This is a genomic window from Bradyrhizobium sp. RT6a, from assembly GCF_040547675.1.
In the GTDB taxonomy this organism is placed as follows: domain Bacteria; phylum Pseudomonadota; class Alphaproteobacteria; order Rhizobiales; family Xanthobacteraceae; genus Bradyrhizobium.
The window spans coordinates 24,406-44,831 of record NZ_JBEPQC010000007.1 but is presented as its reverse complement, the minus strand read 5'-3'; the positions used below and the strand labels follow the sequence as shown (position 1 = coordinate 44,831).

Sequence of the window (20,426 nt, the reverse complement as noted above, 5' to 3'; positions counted from 1 at the left end):
TAGCCAGGGGCTGCAAGATCAATGGGTTACGCGGGTACGGAATCGGCTGGAATTGGTTTGACTCGTCGGGCAAAACACCGGCAGGATGGTATCATCGGGCGATTAGGCGGGACTCATCCGATCCCGCTTTGGTGCGATTTGCCCAATACTGTGAGGTCTCCTTACTTCGAGCCTCTTGGCAAATTACCCCCGCCTACCTTCACCAAAGCGGCCTTCTTCGGATCGTAGCTGTAGTCCGTGATCGTCCCGTCCTTGATCCGGTCCACGGCCTCGTCGATGACGAAGAGCGGCACCAAGAACCACTCACGGGGAACGACGGGATGTCCGAAGCGATCCTTGATTTCGAGATCGAGTTGGGCGCGGCCAAAAACACGATGGATCAGGTTTTCTAGTCGAGTGCGGTTGATGTTGTAGAGGTTGTAAGTTGCGACGATTTCGACGTCGGCCATCAGATAGGTCGCGTCGAGCTTGGCATTGGCGATACGCTTAGCAACGTCGCCGCCAGTGACCCCAATCTTGTGAAGAACTTCGCGATTGGCCACAACGGCAGGATGATCAGACTTGCTCCGCAGGACATAAATCGTTCCGCTCGCGAGATCGCCGTCCTCGCTCTCCTCGGCGAACAGCGGCCCGGCGCTGGGATCGGTTATGCGGCGCCCCGCATCGTCACGGTGCAACGCACGCTGGAGCGAGCGGAGCAGCACGTCGCTCTCCGTCGCGTTGTCATAGATCACACGCAATCGGCTGTCGCGGCGATCGTATTGTGAAATGAACTCCTCGCCGACCCCCGCAACGAAGGCGATTTGTCCGCCAACGATAAAGAACTCGCCTTTCTTGATTTCGGCCATGGTCTGAAACGGGCGTGTTTCGCGGATGCCCATGTCAAGCTCACGCTTTACCTTCGCGAACAGGGGCTGAAACTGATCGAAATCCTCGCATTTCGTCCGGTTTGCGATCTCCTCGGCGGCGCGCTTTTCTGCAGATGAGCGGACATGACGGAGTTCGGTGATGTCGGCCGGCGCGTCGGCGCCGACTCCAAGCTGAGACAGGAGGGCATCATCATCGAGTTCTTCGGCGAAACCCATCGGCGAAGACGCTGTGCTTTCCAGAAGTCCTTGGCGATCAAGCGGCTCGAGTAAGGCGCGGCAGTCGGCGAGATTGCGCAGACGATCCAGGCGCACCGCATACAACCGCTCGAAAATATCGCGGTCTTCACCGTGCTGGGGCGGGTGACTATGTTGGTCGACGAAACGCTGAATCTCCTCGAAGCCGGCAATGATCCGCTCTTCGCGCGGTGTCCGGCTCGCGTCCTTTTTGGTCTCGACCTCGACGCCCAACTCTTCGAGAAGTGCGTCGTCCTCATCAGTAAAGTCAGCCACGCGCAGCCTCAGCCTTCATACGGGCCAGGAAGGCGACGCCTTCGGCCATGCGCTTCTCCCAGGCGTCGGCAGCCGTAATCGAGGGCAACCGGCCGCGTTCAAGCTTGAATTTCAAGGCCCGCTTGGCCAGGTCACGCGCTTCGTCGATCGTCATGCTGACACGTTTGGCCGAAATCGCTGCCTGAACCTGCTTCAGGCTCTCTTCGCTCATAGTCTTGGCGAGGATGGCATAGGCCTCCCCGAACGGATTGATACTGTCGATCAGGTCGATGTCCAGTTCGCGCACGTCCATCGCGTATTTGCGCACACCATCCACAAAAGCCCTGTTGGGGCTGGACTCATCCGAACCTTCGGCCCCACCCAAAGCGACCTTCTTCGCCATTTGCGTCAGATTGAGAGCAGCAATTGCGTGCTGGCGCACCGCTTCCTGATCTCCCTCATCCAGGTCGGGGTATTTATCCTTGATGATCTTCCCTAACCGAAGCTGCGTCAGTTCGGCGGGGACCACCTCGGGATCGAACAGCCCGCGCTCAATGGCCGTCTTGTCCTGAACGAACGCGGCAATCACTTCGTTCAGATCCTGCTGGCAAATACGTTGTGCTTCCTCGCTCTTCGGCGTGACGAGGCCCTTGATCTCGATCTGGAACTGGCCGGTCCCTTCGTTGAAGCCGACATTGCACTTGGTCGGGTCGTAGCCTCCCTCGCCATAGTGAAATCCCTCCTCGGGGCTACTCGCCGGGTTCTTCGGCTTGAATTCGAAGCGCGGCGCGAGCACCTGCTCCATGAGCAGGCTGGCGGCAATGGCCTTTAGCGTGTCGTTCACCGCTTCATTAACGTTCTCCGGCGACGCATCGGGCTCGGCGATCAAGTTAGTGAAGCGCGTGCGGAATTTGCCGGGTGCGTCACGGGTGGCGCGGCCGATGATCTGCACGATCTCCGTAAGGCTCGATCGATATCCCACAGTGAGCGCGTGCTCGCACCAGACCCAGTCAAAACCCTCCTTCGCCATGCCGAGCGCGATGATGATGTCGACATGATCACGATTGGTCTTTTGCGCGGGGTCCTTGAGCGCGGCAGACACCCGGTCGCGCTTGGCAGGATTGTCGTCGACGAGATCGGCGATCCGGAGGACACCTCCCGTGGGGGAGCTCACCAGCTGGAAACCAGTGGCCGGATCAATCCCCTGCCATTCGCCTAGCTCCTCGATGATGTGCTCGACCTCCTTGATCTTATCCTTCGTGCTTTCGCGGGCATTGACGCTGGGAATGTGGATGATGGTTTTTTCGGCGGGGTCAAGCACCTTCATGATGTCCTCGGCATAGGACCCCGAATAGAAGAAATAGCCGATGTCGAGTTCTTTGAGATACTCGTAACCGTTGAGCTGCTCATAATAAGTGTAAGTCACTTCATCGAACTTCGCTTCATCGTGCGGCCCCAGGACGGCCTCGGCGTCGCCCCTGAAGTAGGAGCCGGTCATCGCGACGATGTGCACCTTGTCGCGCGCGATGAATTGACCGAGGTGTTGGCCAAGCCTGTTGTCGGGATTGGCGGAGACATGGTGAAACTCGTCCACCGCGATCAATCGGCCGTCGAACGCCTCGACCCCAAACTTGTCAACAGCGAAGCGAAACGTCGCGTGGGTACAAACCAGCACCTTGTCGCTGCCTTCGAGGAAGGCGCCAACGGCATTGACCTTGCCGCCATTGTCGGCCCCCGGTGCGTCGCAGAGATTCCATTTTGGCGCGACGGTCCAGTCGGCCCAGAACCCGTATTGGATCAGCGGCTCGTCATGGAAGCTCGCGCCGATGGATCTTTCCGGCACGACGATGATGGCCTGCTTGATGCCCTGGTTGTGGAGCTTGTCGAGGGCGATGAACATGAGCGCCCGACTCTTCCCCGACGCCGGTGGCGACTTGATCAGAAGATACTGTTCGCCACGCTTCTCGAATGCTTTCTCCTGCATAGGCCGCATCCCCAGCGCATTCGCGCGGGTCGCCGCTCCGGTCCTGGCATACCTGACGGCGACCGACGGGACGCCGCTCAATGCGTTCGGTCGCCGCAGTTTGGCCGCGCGAAAGAACGCCTCGTCCGCCTCCGCAATCTCGGTGGTATCGGTGGCGTCGTCTGGCAAGGCCGCCAACTCAGCTAAGCGCTTTTTTGAGATAGGCATCGAAGTACTTTCTTTCTCTCGCCGTCGCCTTCCGGGCGCTGATGATGCGAATCTTTCCCTGCCGTTCGGTATGGATGACGCAAACCACGACCACACCACCCAGCAGGCCGAAGCTCTTCTCCCGAACCTCGCCAGCGCTGTTATCCGGGCCGGTCAGGACCGGTCCGTTGAACATCGTGGCGGCTTCCTCGAAGGACAGCCCGTGCTTTTGCCGATTCGCAATGTTCTTCTCGGGGTCCCATTCGAACCCTTGCATGGGCGCTCCCCCTCAGCGACGTTCATCATATGTTCTAAACCAGGGGTCGTCCAGCGCCATTCTCGCTACTCACGAAGCTGCGCGCTCAGGCTTCCTGTAACGCCTTCTTGGGCAGGCTCTTGGTGTAGAGCTCGAACAGCTTTTCCATCCGTTCAGTGTCGTTGCGAAAGCGACGGCCGATGTAGATGCGCTCCAGCACCTCGTCGTTGCGGTCATGGACTTCGCGCAGATCGGCGGGCATCTTTTCGGGATCGTAGAGTTCAGCAATCGTTGCTGGGAAATGCGACTCTCGCGTCAGAAGGATGTCTTCGGCGCAACGGGTCAAATCAGCCGTATTTTTGTCCGTGAGCGTTGGAATTGGAAAAGTATTCCAACCGAGTGCGTTCGAGTACCGAAAGTCGGTTTTCATTTTGCCGCAAACGGTCGCAATCCAAACCAGATGGAGACGGGAGGATAGGATGCTCAGGCACCAAACGGGCGCGCCATAAAGAACTTGGTTGGGCGCAACAATTACAGTCCGCTCATCAAAGAGTCCGCACGGCAAGTAATGCCTGCGTTCTGATGATACGAATGGAATTAGAAGAGCAGTGCCTGCTCGATGGGGAGCGAATACAAAGCGGTGAGGTGAATTGGCGGCATCATTGGCTTGCTTACCTCTACTTTCCTCTCGCACTCGTCGCGTAGCATCGATGCGGCTCTGCAGATCTGGAACTTTTGAGACGGCCTGCAGATCGTCAGAACCCAGCCAGAGGCACCATCTTAGGGAGCCTTGGATAAACTCCTTTGCGCCCTCCAGCCGGCGGAAGAATTGCATGGTCTCTGGAAACCGTTCGATTACTTGATCGACCTCATTGCGGGAGAAAATCAAATTGCCGCCATCTGAGGCTTTGTTCCCCGAAACCATCTCAGGCAATCCTGAGAGCTGCTTATTTGATTTCGAAACGATCACGTCCGTGGAGGGTATCAAATAAGGACCGATGCTAGGCGCCGCCCTACTTATTTCCCCCTCATAAAGTTGAGCTCGTGAGACGGGCTCTCGGCGCAAACCAAGAACTATACATGTAACGCCTGCGTTGTTAGAGGCGTTGTTGGCCCACCTAAAGGAGGCATGGGCAAAGAATATTCTTTGCCCATGCTTGAAAAGGATGGGCCAAAAGCATACCAACCTGCTCTCCTTGGCAGACTGAATTGGTGGTTACAAACCCACTGCAAGCATCCGCAAATTGGGAATACTCAGCCGCCTTGACGAGCCAACTCGCAACATAATCTAGATCCTTATATGTTTTTAGATAGCGGCGAAATACATGAGCCATATCTTGTTTCTGGCCAGGCGATTGATTCATGCTGCCTTGATAAGGCGGATTTCCGCAAATGTAAGTTTCGCCACCCTCATTCTCGAAGTCGATCACAGGCTGGTCAAGCGACGATCGAAATGAGTCGCTTGCATAATGAGTCGGTCCAGTGCCCGCAGGTGGACAGACAATTGACCAATCCAATCTCAAGGCATTGCCGCATGTAATCCAATTTTCGGAATCAAGCGGCAAAAAATCCTTCAGCGCCTCTTTCTGACCTCGATAAAGTACGTCGCACTGGTACTCCGTGATAATCAGAGCGAGGCGCGCGATCTCGGCAGGAAAATCGCGCAACTCAATGCCACGGAAATTGGTGAGCGGGATTTCTGTGCGACGCTCAGGCTCGCCGCGCAACCGATTGATTCGCGCCTCGATCTCGCGCATTTCCTTGTACGCGATGACAAGAAAATTTCCTGACCCACATGCCGGATCGAACACCCTGATCCGCGACATGCGATTGCGAAGATTCAGCAGCTTGCGCGAATTGCTCTCCGCTTCCGCAAGGCGCTCACGCAGATCGTCCAGAAACAGCGGATTGAGCACCTTCAGGATGTTCGGGACGCTGGTGTAATGCAGCCCTATCGCGCCGCGCTCCTCGTCTTCCGCGACAGCCTGGATCATCGACCCGAAGATGTCAGGATTGATCTTCCGCCAATCCAGACTGCCGATGTGCAGCAGATAGGAGCGTGCGATCCGGCTGAAGCGCGGCACGTCGAGGCCGCCGGAAAACAGACCGCCGTTGACGTAGGGAAAGGCGTCGGCCCAACGCGGTAGCTTCGCGATCGATCGATCCGCGATCGCCGTATTCATCGCCCGGAACGCAGCGCCGATCACCTCGTGCGCGTTGGTCGCATCGCTCATCTGCGCGACTGTCGCGGTGAACAGATCATTGCCGTTGAAGATGTCGGTGCTCTCGGCGAAGAAACAGAAGATCAGCCGCGCCATGAAATGGTTCATGTCGTGGCGGCGCTCGGACGTGCCCCATTCCGGGTTGGTCTTGAGCAGCTCGACATAGAGCCGGTTGAGACGGCCGGTGGCGCGGATGTCGAAGGCATTCTCGCGAATTTGCTTGACAGTGGTGATGCCGGCCAGCGGCAGGAAGAAACCGAAGTGGTCGGGAAACTCGGGATAGGTGCAGGCGACGGTCTCGCCGCTGGTCAAGTCCTCGGCCTCGAACGTTTCGCCATCGGTTGCGAGGACAAATTTTGCTTTGGCAGTAAGCGTTTTCGTAACCTCGCCGGACGGAGCAACGCCGATGTGGATATTGCTGGTCTGAAGCACGCCGCCCAGATCGGACTTGTTGGTCTCGCCTTTGCGCAGACGCTTGAGCGTCGTCTCCTTGTTTCCAAAGGCCTGGAGGAAAGCGAAGGGAAACTCTGCGGCGTCAAAGGGTTGTTCGGCCAGCGCGGAGATGGCCTCTTCAATTTCAACGGCGTTCATAAGTCCCTGGCCCGGCGGATATCCGGGCACAGGAGTGCCTCAGAAGGCAGGCCGTGGCAACTCCCTCAAGAGGGGGCTCATGGAAAGGAAAGGCACTGCGGGCGCGAGCGTCACGCCCCGCGCTTCGACCCCATCGCCTCGAACCCCGCCTTCTGCTCGTCGCTCAGATCGGCCTCGAAATCGTCGAGCGCGTCGCTGACGCCGTTCACGGCTTGCAGCATCGTCTCGAGCCGCGCCTTCACATCGGAAAGACGGGCCTGCGGTGTCGGTGCTGCCTGTGATGGACAGGCGCTCAGCGTTTCCATGGTGCGCAGCGTGGTGTCCTGGAGCACGTCGAGGCGGGCGCGGCCGGTGTCGTCGAGCTTGAGCGTTGAGGCGATCTCGGCCGCGGGCCATTGCTGCTGAATGAGCTGCTCGTATTGGCGCTGCAGCTTCTCGTCGTAGCGGGGATCGCTATTCGCCTGGCAGGCCGATGCCGCCTGGGGATTCTTTTGCTGGATGGCTGCGAGCGCGGCGCGGCGCTCCTTGGCGAGGCCATCGAGCTTGGCCCTCTGGTCGTCGTCGAGGAGATCGACGAATTTTGCGAGCGACGGCGCGACCGCGTCCGTTGCCTTGATCATGGCCTCGATGCGCTCGCGCATCAGGCCGAGGCGCTCCATGGCCGTCGCCGGGACCTGCGTTGGACAGGCGGCGCGGATGGTGTCGCGCGCAGATAGCCATGCGGTCGCGAGCTCGTCGAGCGCTGTGCGCTGCAATTCATTCGGCTGCACGGCAGCGGCGATGCGATCGACCGGCAGGCCCCCGGTGTCGCTGGCATCGCAGACCGTCTCCGCGGTCGGGACTCGCCGTCCGCGCCGGCCGTGCGGCGCGGTGTAGGCGGCAAGCTCGGTGGCCGCATAGGGCGCGAAGATCGCGGCATAGATGTCGCCATAGCCATAGAGCGAGAGGCTGGTCGCATCGCCGAGGATGATTGCGGTGGTGAGATCGTCATGCGCGAACGGCCAGAACACCGGGCCTACCCAGCCGTAGTTGCCGTCGGGGTGGCGCCACCAGCCCTGCGGACGGCGGCCGCCATGCCAGCCCGACAGCGCGGCCTGCGCCGTCATCGCGGCACGCATGACGTAGGGATTGGCAGGCTGCCCTCGTTCAACACCGCGAGGATCTTGCGACCTCAACGCTGCGGAGCGATATCGGCCGCCCCGCACCGCCATCCGGGCATGGCGCAGGCGCGACATGCCGATCATGTGGCCGACGGCAAAGCGCGCGACACCGAGCGGGCCGCCGCGGAAGCCGAACTGCGCCTCGGCCCGACCTGACAACAGCGCCGCCAGAATCACGAGGGTTGCGCCTGATAGCGCCAGCCCCAAGCGTGATCTCGACTTGACCACTGACCTGTCCACCTTGGCCCTCCTCCGGCGCCAAGCGCGCATCGCGTCGCATCACAACGACGCGCGAGGGAACCAAATGTTCCGGAAGCGTACAGGGCAAAGCGTCGCAACGCGCACCGGCAGAGCCGATGCGGTGTCACTCCGTCTTCTGCGGCACCACGAAGGTCTGGCCGGGATAGATCAGATTGGGATTGTGGATCTTGGCGCGGTTGGCGTTGTAGATCACGGCAAAGCGGGCGCCGTCGCCATAAGCGAGCCGGCTGAGCGCCCACAGGCTGTCGCCGCGGGAGATCACCCGGCTGCCGCCTGCTTCCGCCGGTGCACCGCCGACGATTTCCGCCGGTGAGGCCGATGCAACGGTCGTGGCCGCGGGAGCCCGCGCCATCACCCTGGGTTTCGCTGCGCCCATCACTCGGGGCCGGACCGCGGGCCTGTCCGATACCGATGCCACGACGTCCGACTTGTCGTCAGGCTTGTCGGCCTTCGCTTCCTGCTTCGTCTCTTGCCTCGCGACCAGTGCAGGCCGCGCGGGCGGCGGCGCGGCTTCGGCGATCACCACCGGCATGCTGCGGCCGGATTGCGTGACGGTGCCGTCAGGCGATTTCGCCCGCAGGGTCAGCTCATAGGAACCGGCAGGAAGCTGCGGCGGCATCATCACGAATTGGCCCGAGGCATCCGCAACCACCGTGTCGAGCGGCTTGCCGTCGCGCAACAGCTCGACCTTGGCGCCCGGCGTCGCCCGGCCAGCGATCACCGCCGCCTCGCCGTGATCGTCGACGCGCGCGACATCGAAACGGGGCCCGGTATCGGCAACCGCCGCCGGCGGCTTGACCGGTGCGAGATCGGCAAGCGCGGCCGTGACCTGCTTTTGTGTCTCGGCCAGCGCACTCGTCTTCGTTTCAGGGGCGGGGGACGCGGCCGGCGCCGGCGGCGCGTTTGCGGCTAGCTTGGGCTCTTCCGGCTTGAGTTCCGGCTTGGGTTCGACCTTGGCCTCCGGCTTGGCGGCGACCACGCTGTCGGTCTTCGCCCCGTTCGGCAGCAGGCGACGCAGCTCGTTGGGGCCGACCACCAGCACGGCACCGCCCACCGCGAGCAGACAGAATGCAATGAAGGCCTTGGATGCGGTCACCATCGGAAACGAACCTTGATCAGGAAGAACCTTGCAAATCAATCTAGCCGGCAAGTTGCGCCGTTTTGGCCACGGCAGCAAGACGGTCGATAGGATGATGAGCCGGCACGGGGATGAACCGACGCACCCCCGCCGGGGTCAAATGCTCAAGGCCGCATCGCGGCATTTTCTTGGGAATTGTCCGTGAACGCATTTTTCCGTCCCGCACAATGGCCTGTTGGGCTCGTGCTTGCCCTCACACTGGCCGCAACTCCGGGGCTCGCCGCTTCCAGCCCGCCGCCGGAGTACATCCTCACCGACAATGCCGATCTCGCCTTCACCTCGCCCGACGGCGCCACCAGGATTGAGCAGTACATGAAGGACGGCGGAGATTTCGAAGTCAAATGGCAGGTTTGGGCGAGGCGTGGTGAACAGATGACGGAGCTGAAGCCCGAGCAGGGCTACGGGGCCAGATTCCGCTTCACGCCCGACTCGCAATGGCTGCTCCGGATGCAGAAGACCGGTTCCGGCGAGCAGGATCTCTATCTCTATCATGTCGAGAAGGGCGCCTTCGTCAGCGCGACGAAGACCTCGCTCAGCGATTTGGCCTGGGCCTATTTCCACAGCCGGCCGGACACAAGGAAGATGAAGCTCGACTACCACATCTCGGCCAATCTCGTAAAAGGCACCGAAGAGGCCTATCGCGGGCTCGGCGTGCACTGGCCCGACAACCGTTACCTCGTGATCTCGCTGTCAGGCGAAATGGACAAGCACCCGAAGACCGTCGCCGTGAAGGGATTGGCCGACTGGCGCTGCCGCTATGATCTCAAGACCGGGACCTTCGACGTGCCGGCGATGTTCGCGAAGGCAAATGCAGAAGCGCTGAGATGGGAGATCCGACGCTGAGGGAACCAACCCTCTGATTCCGTTCCGATTCATGCTTTCCTAACCCTCGCTGGTAACTGGCTCTTGTCAGTTTTGCTGCATCTTGCATCCCACGGGAGGGCTGCATGGGCACATCTATCCGGTGGAGCGCGCGCATGCGCGCGTCGCTGCGCCGTTGGCGCGGCGCGCCACTGACATGGCTGATCGCAGGCGGTTTCGTGCTGATGGCCGCAATGGCGATCGGCACCGCGCTCACCGTCGACCGCTTCCGGCAGAATGCCATCGAAGGCGGCCGCGACAGCCTGGAGAGCGCGGTCCGGTTGCTTGCCCGCCATTTCGACCGCGAGTTCGAAGACTTCGCGGTGCTGCAGAAGAGCATCATCGCCGAGCTCGAAAGCCACGGCATCGAATCCGCCGACGTCTTCCGCAGCGAGATGGGCACGCTCGCCGTGCACGAGGTGCTGCGCGCCAAAGCCAGCGGCTGGTCGGACGTTGCCGGCGCCAATGTGTTCGACGCCAAGGGCGTGCTGATCAACTCGTCGCGGCGCTGGCCGGTCGCCGATGTCTCGGTCGCCGACCGCGGCTATTTCAATCGCCTCAAGAACGATCCGGCTTCGCAGGAAGAGGTCGAGGTGGTGCCCGGACGGTTGGGCAGCGGACCGGCGATCGTGTTCGCGCGCCGCGTCTCCGGCCCCCACGGCGAATTCCTTGGGCTGGTCTCGCGCGCGATCACGCCGGACCAGCTCGAATCCTTCTTCGCCTCGAGCGGGCTCGGCGAGGAATCCTCGATCGCGATGCACCACCAGAACGGCCAGTTGCTCGCGCGCATTCCGCACGTCGACGCGATGATCGGGCAGAACTTCCGCAACGGCACGCGCGAGCAGATGGCGGTGTTCGAGCGCACCTTCGTCACGACCCAGCTCGCAAGCCCGATCGACGGCAAGGACCGCATCGTCGCCGCTCGCCTCCTGACCGGCGAGCCGCTGGTGGTGGTCGCGACCAAGTCGCTGGATGCGACGCTGGCGACATGGCACACCCAAACGAAATTCTTCGTGACCGTCGCCGTGCTGTCGATCGGCCTGCTCGTGCTGACGCTCTATTTGATCTTCCGACTGATGACGCGCAGGCTCGCCGTGGAGAAGCAGCAGCTCGACACCGCGATGAACACGATGACGCAGGGCCTCCTGATGTTCGACCAGGATGAGCGGCTGATCGTCTGCAACCGGCGCTACATCGAGATGTACGGACTATCGGCCGACGTGGTGAAGCCCGGCGCGTATTTCCGCGACGTGATCCAGCATCGCCACGACACGGGCTCGTTCCACGGCGACGTCGATTCCTATTGCGACGGCATTTTGGGCAATGCCGGGCAGACGCAGAGTACGATCGTCGAGACCTCCGATGGCCGCCTGATCGAGATCAAGAACCAGCCCGGCGCCGCCGGCGGCTGGCTCGCGACCCATGACGACGTCACCGAGCGCATTCGCGCCGACGAGCGCATCGCGCATATGGCGCATTACGACGCGCTGACCGACCTGCCCAACCGCGTGCTGATGCGCGGCCATCTGGAGCGGCGCGTCGCGGAGCTTGCCCAGGGCAAGCCGTTCGCGATCCTCTATATCGACGTCGACGAGTTCAAGGGCGTCAACGATTCGCTGGGACACGAGGTCGGCGACGAGCTGCTGCGCCAGGTCGCGAACCGCCTGCGAGCCTGCATCAGCGGCAACGACATGGTGGCACGGTTGGGCGGCGACGAATTCGCCATCGTCAAGGCCGGCACCCGCGATGAGGCCGAGCTGACGGCGCTGGCCGAGCAGATCCTGAAGGCGCTGCGCGCGCCCGTAAACTACAATGGCCAGGAAATCCCGACCGGTGCCAGCATCGGCATCGCGATCGCGCCCGACCACGGCGACAATCTCGACGATCTGCTCAAGCGCGCGGATCTCGCGATGTATGCGGCGAAATCCGAGGGCCGCCGCACCTTCCGCGTCTTCGCGCCCGAATACGACGCCAAGGCGCGGCTGCGCCGCCAGCTCGAGTTCGATCTGCGGCAGGCGCTGCCCCGCGGCGAGTTCGAGGTGCACTACCAGCCGCTGGTCGATCTCGCGGCCAATGTCGTCACCGGCTGCGAAGCGCTGCTGCGCTGGCACCATCCGGAGCGCGGCATGGTCTCGCCCGCCGACTTCATCCCGGTCGCGGAAGAGACCGGATTGATCGGCGAGATCGGCGAATGGGTGCTGAGGCAGGCCTGCCTCGAGGCAGCCTCCTGGCCCGGCCAGATCCAGATCGCGGTCAACGTCTCACCGGTGCAGTTCCGCTCGCGGACGCTGGCGCTGAAGGTCGCCGCTGCGCTCGCCGAGTCGGGTCTCGCGCCCGGACGGCTCGAGCTCGAGATCACCGAGACCGTCCTGATCCGCGACGACCAGGAGGCGCTGACGATCCTGCAGCAGCTGCGCGAGCTCGGCGTGCGCATCGCGCTGGACGATTTCGGCACCGGCTATTCGTCGCTGAGCTATTTGCATCGTTTCCCGTTCGACAAGATCAAGATTGACCGCAGCTTCATCAGCGACATCGGCCAGTCCGAGGATTCGTCGCCGATCGTGCAGGCGGTGGTGCACATGGCCGCCGCCCGTCACATGGCGACGACCGCGGAAGGCGTCGAGACCGAAGCCCAGCGCGAAGTGCTGCTCCAGCTCGGATGCAGCCAGATGCAGGGCTGGCTGTTCAGCCCTGCCGTGCCGGCGGCGAAACTGAAGCAGCTGTTGCTGGCACAAGCAGTGGCGGCTTAGCCGCGCACTGCCGCACGCTTTGGCATAAAGCATTTCCCTCCACTCCCGCCCGCCGTGCGTTCGCGAAAGCGCCGGCCGGCTTGGAGCAGGATCAGACAAAGCATGGCGGGTTCAGGAAATACGCCCGGCAATCGCGGCGCCTAGAACACGCGCAGTTCCGTACAAACACGGACGACTGATCGAAACCCCGAGCTGATCAGGAGGCGCCACACCATGACCGGGAACACCGCACTCATGCGCAATCCCTCGCACAAGGGCTTGCCGCCCGCACCCGACGCACAGCCTGACGACCGCTCGACGTCCGAGCGGCGCGCCGCCGACGCGGAGATGGCGCGCGTGCTCAGGACCGAGCCGTTTCGCATGGCGCTCGACTCCTCCGGTGCCGGTATCGCGCACTGGAAGCATGATCCGCTGCACGACGTCGTCGAGCCCATGCGCCACCACGTGATCATGGCGCATAAAGGCGTGATGCAGCGCATGGAGCGGCGCTCGGGAAGATCGATCGCGATCGGCACGTTTCGTCCGGGGGTCGTGAACATCGTTCCGGAAGGGTCGAGCTCCCGATGGGACATTCCGAAGCCCGTCGACGTCGTGCAGCTTTACCTTCCGGACGCAACGCTGCAGCGCATCGCCGGCGAGGCCGGGACCGCCGGGCCCGCCGAATTGATTGAGCGAACGGCGCATCCCGACACGATCACGTCCCGACTGCTCCTGAGCGCGGCGGATTCGCTGGAGAGCCATGGCGTCCTTGATACGCTATTCCGGCATCAGCTCACGGATCTTCTGGCCACGCGCCTTTTGGCTGCGCATGCGGGCTCGCCAACCACGTTCCAGCCGACCATGGGCGGACTGGCGCCGAAGGTCCTGCTCCGTGCGATCGAACGATTGCGCTCCGATAGCGAAGCGGACGTCTCGCTCGATGCGCTGGCGTCCGATGCCGGTCTGTCGCGCTTTCATTTCTGCCGGTCCTTCAAGGAGAGCACCGGGCTGTCGCCGCATGCCTGGCTGCGCCAGCACCGGCTCGAGCAGGCCATGAAGATGCTGCGGGAGAGCGACGAATCGATCGTCTCGATCGCCGCGGCGCTTGGTTACTCCTCGCAGACCGCCTTCGCCGCGGCATTCAAGAAGCTGACGAGCGAGACGCCGAGCGATTGGCGCAGGCGCGTGCGTTAGCAGCAATCTCTCGACAGCGACGGCAATCGCGCTGGGGCAACGGCAAATCGGGTCGGCTACATCATGGCCATGTCCAGACCAATCGAGGGAGACCAGAGATGACCTGGAAAAACTTCGTCAGCCGACGGTTGATTGCCTCACGCCGCCGAAGCCTCGCGACCGCGACCTTGTACGGACTCTCGCTGGCCGTTCGCTTCACGTCGGCGACGGGCGAGGAAGTGGAAATTCCGGCTTACACCATGCACCCGGCACAACCGCCCGTTTCCATCATGATCCGAAATTGCCCCGGTCTTCCCTATCAGAACTGGAGTCGAAGTGAGCTGCAGCCCGTTGTCTCAGGCTACGGCCAGCCGCCGAGATCGCTGCTGGCACGCTGCATGGCACCCTAAGACCAGCGATCCAACCACCCCACGCGCCGACGCCGGACGCTGACCTCAACGCAGCAGCGCGGTCGCGCGCGGTCTTTCGAACAGCAACCAAGGAGAAAATCCATGCGACTCGTCATCATCGGGGCCGGCTTCGCCGGCATGTACGCCGCCCTTTCCGCAGCCCGGCTGCGCGACATCCGGGGCGCCTCGCCGCAGGATCTGCAGATCGCGCTCGTCTCACCGGAGCCGACGCTGGTGGTCCGTCCGCGACTCTACGAGTCGAAGCCGGAAACCCTGACGGCCCCGCTGCTCGACGTCCTCGAGGCGATCGACGTCGACTACATCCAGGGTAGCGCCGAGACGACCAACACCGAGGCCAGAACGGTGCAGATCACGCCCGCGAAGGGCCCGCGCAAGACGCTGTCCTACGACCGCCTCGTCGTGACCACCGGCAGCCGGCTCTTCCGTCCGAACATTCCGGGCCTCGCCGAGCACGGCTTCAGCGTCGATTCGCTCGACGATGCCGTTGCGCTCGACAAGCATCTGCATGGCCTCGCGAAGCGGCCCGCCGCGAACGGACGCGACACGGTCGTCGTCGCCGGTGGTGGCTTCACCGGGATCGAGGCCGCCACCGAAATGCCGGCGCGGCTGCGCGAAATCCTGGGCACCGACGCCAAGACTCGCGTCGTCATCGTCGAGCGCAACACTGCGATCGCACCCGACATGGGCGCGGGCCCCCGCCCCGTCATCGAGGAAGCCCTGCGCAAGGTTGGCGTGGAGACACGGCTCGGCGCCGGTGTCGCCGCGCTCGACGCGGCCGGCGTCACCTTGTCCAGCGGTGAGCACATTGAAACCGAGACGGTGATCTGGGCAGCGGGCATTCGTGCGGCGCCTCTGACCGGGCAGATTCCCGCCGAGCGCGACAATTTCGGACGGTTGCTGGTCGATCGCTGCTTGCAGGTGCCAGGCGTTCAGGGTGTCTTCGCGGCCGGCGACGCAGCACGCGCCGCCTGCGACGACGAGGGCAATTACGCACTGATGTCGTGCCAGCACGCCACGCGGATGGGCGCCTTTGCCGGCAACAATGCCGCGGCCGAATTGCTCGGCGTTCCGACCAGGCCCTACCACCAGAAGGCCTACGTCACCTGCCTGGACCTCGGTGAAGCCGGCGCGCTGTTCACACGCGGATGGGAGCGCAAGGTCGAACTGGTCGGCGACGTCGCCAAGAAGACCAAGCGTGAGATCAACACCGTCTGGATCTATCCGCCGAAGGCGGAGCGCGCCCTGGCGCTCGCGTCGGCCGATCCGGAACGGGTGACGAGCCTCTAACCCACCAAGCGATCAGGGCCGCGCTCTCCCCGGCGGCGCAGCCCGTTCAACAGGACCAGCCGGAAGCCTCAACCCTCGAACAGGAAGACCAACATGAATCTGCACAACACCTCATTTCCCGTGTCGTCGGGACCCGAAGAGCTCGTTCCGTCGCGCTACGCGCTGAAGATCGGCGAGATCGACGTGCTGGTGGTCAGCGACGGCGTGCTGCCGCTGCCGACCAAGATGCTCGCGCACAACGCCGACCCTGCGGTGCGGGCGACCTGGCTGCACGACATGTTCCTGCCGCAGGACGCTTTCGACTGGGCGCTGAACGCCGTCATGGTTCGCAGCGGCGGCAAGACCATCCTCATCGACGCCGGACTGGGCTCGGACCCGAACCTGAACTTGCCGCGCGCCGGGCAGTTGATCAGGCGACTGGCGGCCGCCGGCATCGATCTTTCGGCGGTGACCGATCTGGTGCTGACCCATCTGCACATGGACCACATTGGCGGCCTGCTGGTCGACGGCGTGAAGCAGCAGCTGCGCAAGGACCTGCGGATCCACGTCGCCGCCGCCGAGGTCAAGTTCTGGGAAAAGCCTGATTTCTCCCGCACTGCCATGCCGGAAGGGTTTCCGGACGCGCTTCGATCGACCGCCAAGCGCTTCCTGAAGGAGTACGGCAGTCAGCTGCGGTTGTTCGATGACAAGCACGAGATTGCGCCTGGCGTCGTCGCCCTTCGCACCGGCGGTCACACCCCCGGACACAGCGTGGTTCGCATGGCGGCCGGCGACGACGCGCTGACATTCGCCGGCGATGCCGTGTTTGCCGTCGGGTTCGAACAACCCGACTGGTTTAACGGTTTCGAGCACGACCCCGAGGAAGCGGCGCGCGTTCGCATCCGTCTGTTGCGACAGCTTGCCGAGACCGGCGAGATGCTGGTGGCGACGCACCTGCCGTTCCCGTCCGTGGGCCGCGTGGCAGCCGACGGCGACGCCTTTCGTTGGGTGCCGGTGTTCTGGGACTACTGACCGCTTGCCGGGTGAGAGCTGAAGCAGGGCGCGGACTCGTGGCACCGATGAGTTCGCGCCCTTGAAAATAGGATCAAACATCGACCCTCGCGGTTGCCCCGCTGAGACGGCTGGAACCCGATCGGCGGGCGCCAGCCGGCATTGTGTCACGTGCAGCGGGCGGCTGTTCGTCTGCGCTCGTGCGCGCACGAGATCGAGCGAGGCGATATGGCGATCACGGCATTCAGGATGATCACTCTCGTAGCGGTTGCTGCCATGATCGGCCCATCCGTGCAGGCCCGCGACGACGGTCGCTACGCGAACTCTCCCCTCAAGGGCTGGTTCGAGAGCCTGCGCAGCAAGGGCGGCGGTCCCTGCTGTGCCGACGCCGACGGCACGGCGCTGGACGACGTCGACTGGGACACGAGAGATGGACACTATCGCGTCCGACTTCTGGGCGACTGGATCGAGGTACCCGACGACACCGTGATCACCGAGCCGAACCGCGCCGGCCGCACCATGGTCTGGCCGTACTACATCAACGGCCGCGCCATGATCCGCTGCTTCATGCCCGGCAGCATGACTTGAAATTTTGACTTCTGATGTCCCCGGGCTCGGCGCAGCATGCGATGATGCGCCGTTGAAGCGGCCGGCGTGGGTTCACTTCACTTGCTTGGCCGCGTGGATCTCGACGAACTCGGAGTCGGGATGGGCGACGATGGTGGCGAACATGATGCCGCTGATGATCAGCGACCAGGCGGTGTTCCAATAAATCCAAAACACGTGCCAGCCTCCGTTTCGATCTGCTCCGCCCGCGGGATCAAGGTAACGGCAAGGCGAGGCTGCCGTTCCCGGTGCGAGTGCGGCGCGGGCGAGGTGCTATTTTGGTTTGGTCGGCGCGGAGTCGGGATCGGTTTGGCCGGTGTGGCGCTTTGCCACGACGTCCTCATCGCGCTCGCCCTGACGCGGGCGCGGCGGCGACTTGGGCTGGCCGGCCTGACCGCCATGCTTGCCGCCCATGTCGGGCTTACCTTCAAGATCGTTTTCACGGGGCATGCCGGTTCAATGCGCTCGCGCGGCATTGGTTCGCTTCGCCTGTGAACGAGTTCATAGGATCGCCGCGATTTGCAGTGCACGATCGCCAGGCGCCCCCCCCGGGGAGCATTCTCATTCATATGACTGACGGATTCGGCCTGATGCGGAAACGACTCGTCGCCTGGACGATCCTGACCTGCGCGCTGCTCGCGGTCACCGTGTGGACCGTGCTCGGGCCGCCCGACACCCCGCCCGGGCCTCATCTGCCCTCCCGCACGGCGGCGATACGGTAAGCCTCCGACCGATACCATTTCGGCATCGATCGATCCCAATTGGAATTTGGTGCGGCGGGGCGGCTGCCGCTATCCTCGCCGGCAAAACGACAAATGCCGCACCGGCATCCAGGAGGACCCCATGTTGAGACCGACCCGACGCATCAGATCCGGCGTACCCCGCGCCGCGATCGCCGCCACGCTTGCTTTCCTTACCCTCATTTCTGGAGTCCGCGCCGGCATGGCCGACACCTTCGCCTATATCGGCAACGCCGACAGTAACGACATCAGCGTGTTCAAGATGGCCGAGAGCGGCGAGATGACGCCCGTGCAGACGGCCGCCTTCACCGGCGTCGAAAAGCCCGGCTCCTCGACGCCGCTCGCGATCACGCCCGATCATCGCATGCTGATCGCCGGTGTCCGCTCGCAGCCGTTTCTCGCGGTGAGCTTTGCGATCGATCCCAAGACCGGCCAGCTCAGCCATATCGGCAACGGCCCGCTCGCCGACAGCATGGCCTATATCGCCTTCGACCGCGGCGGCAAATTCCTGTTCAGCGCCTCCTATGGCGGCAACAAGGTCGCGCTGAATCCGCTGCTTGCCAACGGCGTCGTGGGCGAGCCGAAGCAGGTGATCCCGACCGGGCTGAACGCGCACGCCGTCCTGCCCTCGCCCGACAACCGCTTCGCGTTCGCGACCAATCTCGGCTCGGACCAGATCCTGGCCTTCGCGTTCGATGCCACGACCGGTACGCTCACGCCGAGCAATCCGCCGGCTCACAAGGTGCCGGAGAAATCGGGGCCGCGGCATTTCGTGTTCCACCCCAACGGCAAGTTCGTCTACCTCCTCCACGAACTGAATGGCGACGTCGCGGCGTTCGCCTATGAGGCGAAAGGCGGCGCATTGGACGAGATCCAGCGCACCACCGCGCTGCCGGAAGGATTTACCGGAAAGCCCTGGGCCGCCGACATCCACGTCACCCCCGACGGCCGCTTCCTCTACGCATCCGAGCGCACCACCAGCACGCTCACCGCCTACAAGATCGATGCGACAACCGGCAAGCTGACCACGATCGGCAGCGTCCCGACCGAGAAGCAACCGCGCGGCTTTCATATCGATCCCGGCGGGCGCTACCTCGCCGCGGTCGGCGAGCTCTCCGACAGCATGACGGTCTATGCCATCGACCAGAGCAGCGGCGCGCTGACCAAGCTGAAATCCTACGCCACCGGCAAGAAGCCGAACTGGGTGGAGTTCTTGAGCCTGCCGTGAGGGGGAGCTGATACCTCCTCGTCGTCATGGCCGGGCCGGACATGACGAGTTGATTGGGCGGCGACCACCGGCGAACCTCTTTGCTTGTGCGGCGACTAATTCAACGGGCGGTATCGCGCCGCCCGTGCTGCTGCGGCATTCTCATCCGGCCGGCCCATGGTCCGCCGCAATTGCTTCTGCTAACGATGAGGCCGTCAAGGCCCCAACCGGAATGATCCATGCGTTCATTGCCTGCGCGTCCTGTTTCCAGATATCTCGTTGCGCTCACCGGACTGCTGTTGCTGTCCGCCCAGCCCGTTGCCGCCGCCGATGACGACGCGCCCAAGGGGCCGGCGGTCACGGTGCTGAAGGTCGCAAAATCCTGTTTCTCCGACATCGTCGAGGGCACCGGCACCATCATCGCACGCGAGGCAAGCTCGGTACGGCCGGAGCGGCCCGGGCTGAAGGTGACGGAGGTGCTGGCGGAAGCCGGCGACACCACCACCGCAGGCCAGGTGCTGGCGCGGCTGGCGCTGCCCGAGGGCGGCACGCTTCAGGTCACCGCCCCCGTGGCAGGCGTGATCGCCACATCGACCGCGCAGATCGGCAACCTCGCCTCCGCCAAAGGCGAGGCGCTGTTCACGATCGTGGCGCGCAGCGAGTACGATCTTGTCGCCCTGGTCGCGACCAGCGATATGCGCAAGCTCGCGGTCAACCAGGTGGCGACCGTGCGCATCGCCGGCGCCGGCGATATCGACGGCAAGGTGCGCCGCATCGGCCCGACGGTTGAGCCGAATATCCAGCAGGGCATGGTCTATATCGGCATCTCCTCACAGAAACGGCTGTTGCTGAATGCGAGCGGCCGCGCACTGATCAAGTCCGGCCAGAGCTGCAACGTCGCGGTGCCGCTGACCTCGGTGCAGTATTCCTCCGCGGGCACCGTCGTGCAGGTGATCCGCCGCAACCGCGTCGAGACCAAGCGCGTCGAGGTCGGACTGATGTCGGGCGGCAATATCGAGATCCGCGACGGCCTCAATGAAGGTGATATCGTCGTCGCCCGCGCCGGCGCGCTGCTGCGCGAAGGCGATCCGGTGCGCACCGTGATGGCCGCGGAAGCGGCGAAGTAATCTCTACGATCGTCATTGCGAGGAGCAAAGCGACGAAGCAATCCAGACTCTTTCCGCGGGAAAATTCTGGATTGCTTCGCTGCGCTCGCAATGACGATGTGATTGCAGATGTGCGCTGA

At 63.2% G+C, this 20,426-nt stretch carries 17 protein-coding genes and 1 pseudogene; 10 read left to right on the top strand and 8 right to left on the bottom strand.

All coding sequences use genetic code 11. The features are described 5' to 3' along the window. Positions 1–161: 161 nt before the first annotated feature. The 6 genes and pseudogenes from ABIC03_RS29545 to ABIC03_RS29510 all read right to left on the bottom strand — a co-directional run bounded on the left by ABIC03_RS29545 (position 162) and on the right by ABIC03_RS29510 (position 9,117). Positions 162–1,379, bottom strand: coding sequence for a GIY-YIG nuclease family protein (locus tag ABIC03_RS29545; protein WP_354063297.1), 1,218 nt, complete (start codon positions 1,377–1,379; stop codon positions 162–164). Further along, a complete protein-coding gene (locus tag ABIC03_RS29540; protein ID WP_354063295.1) occupies positions 1,372–3,549 on the bottom strand; it encodes a DEAD/DEAH box helicase in 2,178 nt (725 codons plus the stop codon). The genes ABIC03_RS29545 and ABIC03_RS29540 overlap by 8 nt, the downstream gene beginning before the upstream one ends. After that, on the bottom strand, positions 3,521–3,805 hold the full coding sequence (locus ABIC03_RS29535; RefSeq protein WP_354063293.1) for a BrnT family toxin: 285 nt from the start codon (positions 3,803–3,805) through the stop codon (positions 3,521–3,523). The genes ABIC03_RS29540 and ABIC03_RS29535 overlap by 29 nt, the downstream gene beginning before the upstream one ends. An 85-nt stretch (positions 3,806–3,890) precedes the next feature. Continuing rightward, positions 3,891–6,597, bottom strand: a pseudogene (locus ABIC03_RS39320) (class I SAM-dependent DNA methyltransferase). Positions 6,598–6,707: 110 nt separating this feature from the next. Continuing rightward, positions 6,708–8,027, bottom strand: coding sequence for a Spy/CpxP family protein refolding chaperone (locus tag ABIC03_RS29515; RefSeq protein WP_354063289.1), 1,320 nt, complete (start codon positions 8,025–8,027; stop codon positions 6,708–6,710). A 94-nt stretch (positions 8,028–8,121) separates the two neighbouring features. Next, complete coding sequence (locus ABIC03_RS29510) at positions 8,122–9,117, bottom strand: LysM peptidoglycan-binding domain-containing protein (RefSeq protein WP_354063287.1); 996 nt, start codon at positions 9,115–9,117, stop codon at positions 8,122–8,124. A 180-nt stretch (positions 9,118–9,297) separates the two neighbouring features. On the opposite strand from ABIC03_RS29510, the gene ABIC03_RS29505 reads away from it, so the two are divergent. From ABIC03_RS29505 to ABIC03_RS29475, 7 genes are all read left to right on the top strand, one after another. Next, complete coding sequence (locus ABIC03_RS29505; protein ID WP_354063285.1) at positions 9,298–9,999, top strand: hypothetical protein; 702 nt, start codon at positions 9,298–9,300, stop codon at positions 9,997–9,999. 104 nt (positions 10,000–10,103) lie between these two features. After that, on the top strand, positions 10,104–12,767 hold the full coding sequence (locus ABIC03_RS29500) for a bifunctional diguanylate cyclase/phosphodiesterase (RefSeq protein WP_354063283.1): 2,664 nt from the start codon (positions 10,104–10,106) through the stop codon (positions 12,765–12,767). A 213-nt stretch (positions 12,768–12,980) separates the two neighbouring features. Beyond that, positions 12,981–13,940: a helix-turn-helix domain-containing protein gene (locus tag ABIC03_RS29495; RefSeq protein ID WP_354063281.1), complete on the top strand. Its 960-nt coding sequence runs from the start codon at positions 12,981–12,983 to the stop codon at positions 13,938–13,940. Positions 13,941–14,038: 98 nt separating this feature from the next. Next, on the top strand, positions 14,039–14,329 hold the full coding sequence (locus ABIC03_RS29490) for a hypothetical protein (protein WP_354063279.1): 291 nt from the start codon (positions 14,039–14,041) through the stop codon (positions 14,327–14,329). Positions 14,330–14,431: 102 nt separating this feature from the next. Then, entirely contained in the window at positions 14,432–15,637 is a 1,206-nt protein-coding gene (locus tag ABIC03_RS29485) for an NAD(P)/FAD-dependent oxidoreductase (protein WP_354063277.1), read from the top strand. Between the two features lie 93 nt (positions 15,638–15,730). Continuing rightward, positions 15,731–16,648, top strand: coding sequence for an MBL fold metallo-hydrolase (locus ABIC03_RS29480; RefSeq protein WP_354063275.1), 918 nt, complete (start codon positions 15,731–15,733; stop codon positions 16,646–16,648). Positions 16,649–16,855: 207 nt separating this feature from the next. Then, the gene (locus ABIC03_RS29475) at positions 16,856–17,215 is read left to right on the top strand and encodes a hypothetical protein (RefSeq protein WP_473302867.1); all 360 of its coding nucleotides are present in this window, start codon (positions 16,856–16,858) and stop codon (positions 17,213–17,215) included. 72 nt (positions 17,216–17,287) lie between these two features. On the opposite strand, the gene ABIC03_RS29470 is transcribed toward ABIC03_RS29475, so the two are convergent. Both ABIC03_RS29470 and ABIC03_RS29465 read right to left on the bottom strand, forming a co-directional pair. Beyond that, positions 17,288–17,410, bottom strand: a complete 123-nt coding sequence (locus ABIC03_RS29470) for a hypothetical protein (protein ID WP_354063273.1) — start codon at positions 17,408–17,410, stop codon at positions 17,288–17,290. 96 nt (positions 17,411–17,506) lie between these two features. Next, on the bottom strand, positions 17,507–17,683 hold the full coding sequence (locus ABIC03_RS29465; RefSeq protein ID WP_157233960.1) for a hypothetical protein: 177 nt from the start codon (positions 17,681–17,683) through the stop codon (positions 17,507–17,509). A 140-nt stretch (positions 17,684–17,823) separates the two neighbouring features. On the opposite strand from ABIC03_RS29465, the gene ABIC03_RS29460 reads away from it, so the two are divergent. The 3 genes from ABIC03_RS29460 to ABIC03_RS29450 all read left to right on the top strand — a co-directional run bounded on the left by ABIC03_RS29460 (position 17,824) and on the right by ABIC03_RS29450 (position 20,307). Beyond that, entirely contained in the window at positions 17,824–17,955 is a 132-nt protein-coding gene (locus ABIC03_RS29460; RefSeq protein ID WP_354063270.1) for a hypothetical protein, read from the top strand. A gap of 121 nt (positions 17,956–18,076) precedes the next feature. Continuing rightward, positions 18,077–19,201 carry a lactonase family protein gene (locus tag ABIC03_RS29455; protein WP_354063268.1) on the top strand — a complete coding sequence of 375 codons (1,125 nt, stop codon included), beginning with the start codon at positions 18,077–18,079 and terminating at the stop codon, positions 19,199–19,201. A 218-nt stretch (positions 19,202–19,419) separates the two neighbouring features. Next, positions 19,420–20,307 carry an efflux RND transporter periplasmic adaptor subunit gene (locus tag ABIC03_RS29450; protein ID WP_354063266.1) on the top strand — a complete coding sequence of 296 codons (888 nt, stop codon included), beginning with the start codon at positions 19,420–19,422 and terminating at the stop codon, positions 20,305–20,307. The last annotated feature ends 119 nt before the right edge of the window (positions 20,308–20,426 follow it).

Coding starts and splice junctions, on each gene's coding strand:
- ABIC03_RS29540 (WP_354063295.1), bottom strand. CDS start 3,549: ATGCCTATCTCAAAAAAGCGCTTAGCTGAGTTGGCGGCCTTGCCAGAC.
- ABIC03_RS29535 (WP_354063293.1), bottom strand. CDS start 3,805: ATGCAAGGGTTCGAATGGGACCCCGAGAAGAACATTGCGAATCGGCAA.
- ABIC03_RS29515 (WP_354063289.1), bottom strand. CDS start 8,027: ATGCGCGCTTGGCGCCGGAGGAGGGCCAAGGTGGACAGGTCAGTGGTC.
- ABIC03_RS29510 (WP_354063287.1), bottom strand. CDS start 9,117: ATGGTGACCGCATCCAAGGCCTTCATTGCATTCTGTCTGCTCGCGGTG.
- ABIC03_RS29500 (WP_354063283.1), top strand. CDS start 10,104: ATGGGCACATCTATCCGGTGGAGCGCGCGCATGCGCGCGTCGCTGCGC.
- ABIC03_RS29495 (WP_354063281.1), top strand. CDS start 12,981: ATGACCGGGAACACCGCACTCATGCGCAATCCCTCGCACAAGGGCTTG.
- ABIC03_RS29490 (WP_354063279.1), top strand. CDS start 14,039: ATGACCTGGAAAAACTTCGTCAGCCGACGGTTGATTGCCTCACGCCGC.
- ABIC03_RS29485 (WP_354063277.1), top strand. CDS start 14,432: ATGCGACTCGTCATCATCGGGGCCGGCTTCGCCGGCATGTACGCCGCC.
- ABIC03_RS29480 (WP_354063275.1), top strand. CDS start 15,731: ATGAATCTGCACAACACCTCATTTCCCGTGTCGTCGGGACCCGAAGAG.
- ABIC03_RS29475 (WP_473302867.1), top strand. CDS start 16,856: ATGGCGATCACGGCATTCAGGATGATCACTCTCGTAGCGGTTGCTGCC.
- ABIC03_RS29465 (WP_157233960.1), bottom strand. CDS start 17,683: ATGCCCCGTGAAAACGATCTTGAAGGTAAGCCCGACATGGGCGGCAAG.
- ABIC03_RS29460 (WP_354063270.1), top strand. CDS start 17,824: ATGCGGAAACGACTCGTCGCCTGGACGATCCTGACCTGCGCGCTGCTC.
- ABIC03_RS29455 (WP_354063268.1), top strand. CDS start 18,077: ATGTTGAGACCGACCCGACGCATCAGATCCGGCGTACCCCGCGCCGCG.
- ABIC03_RS29450 (WP_354063266.1), top strand. CDS start 19,420: ATGCGTTCATTGCCTGCGCGTCCTGTTTCCAGATATCTCGTTGCGCTC.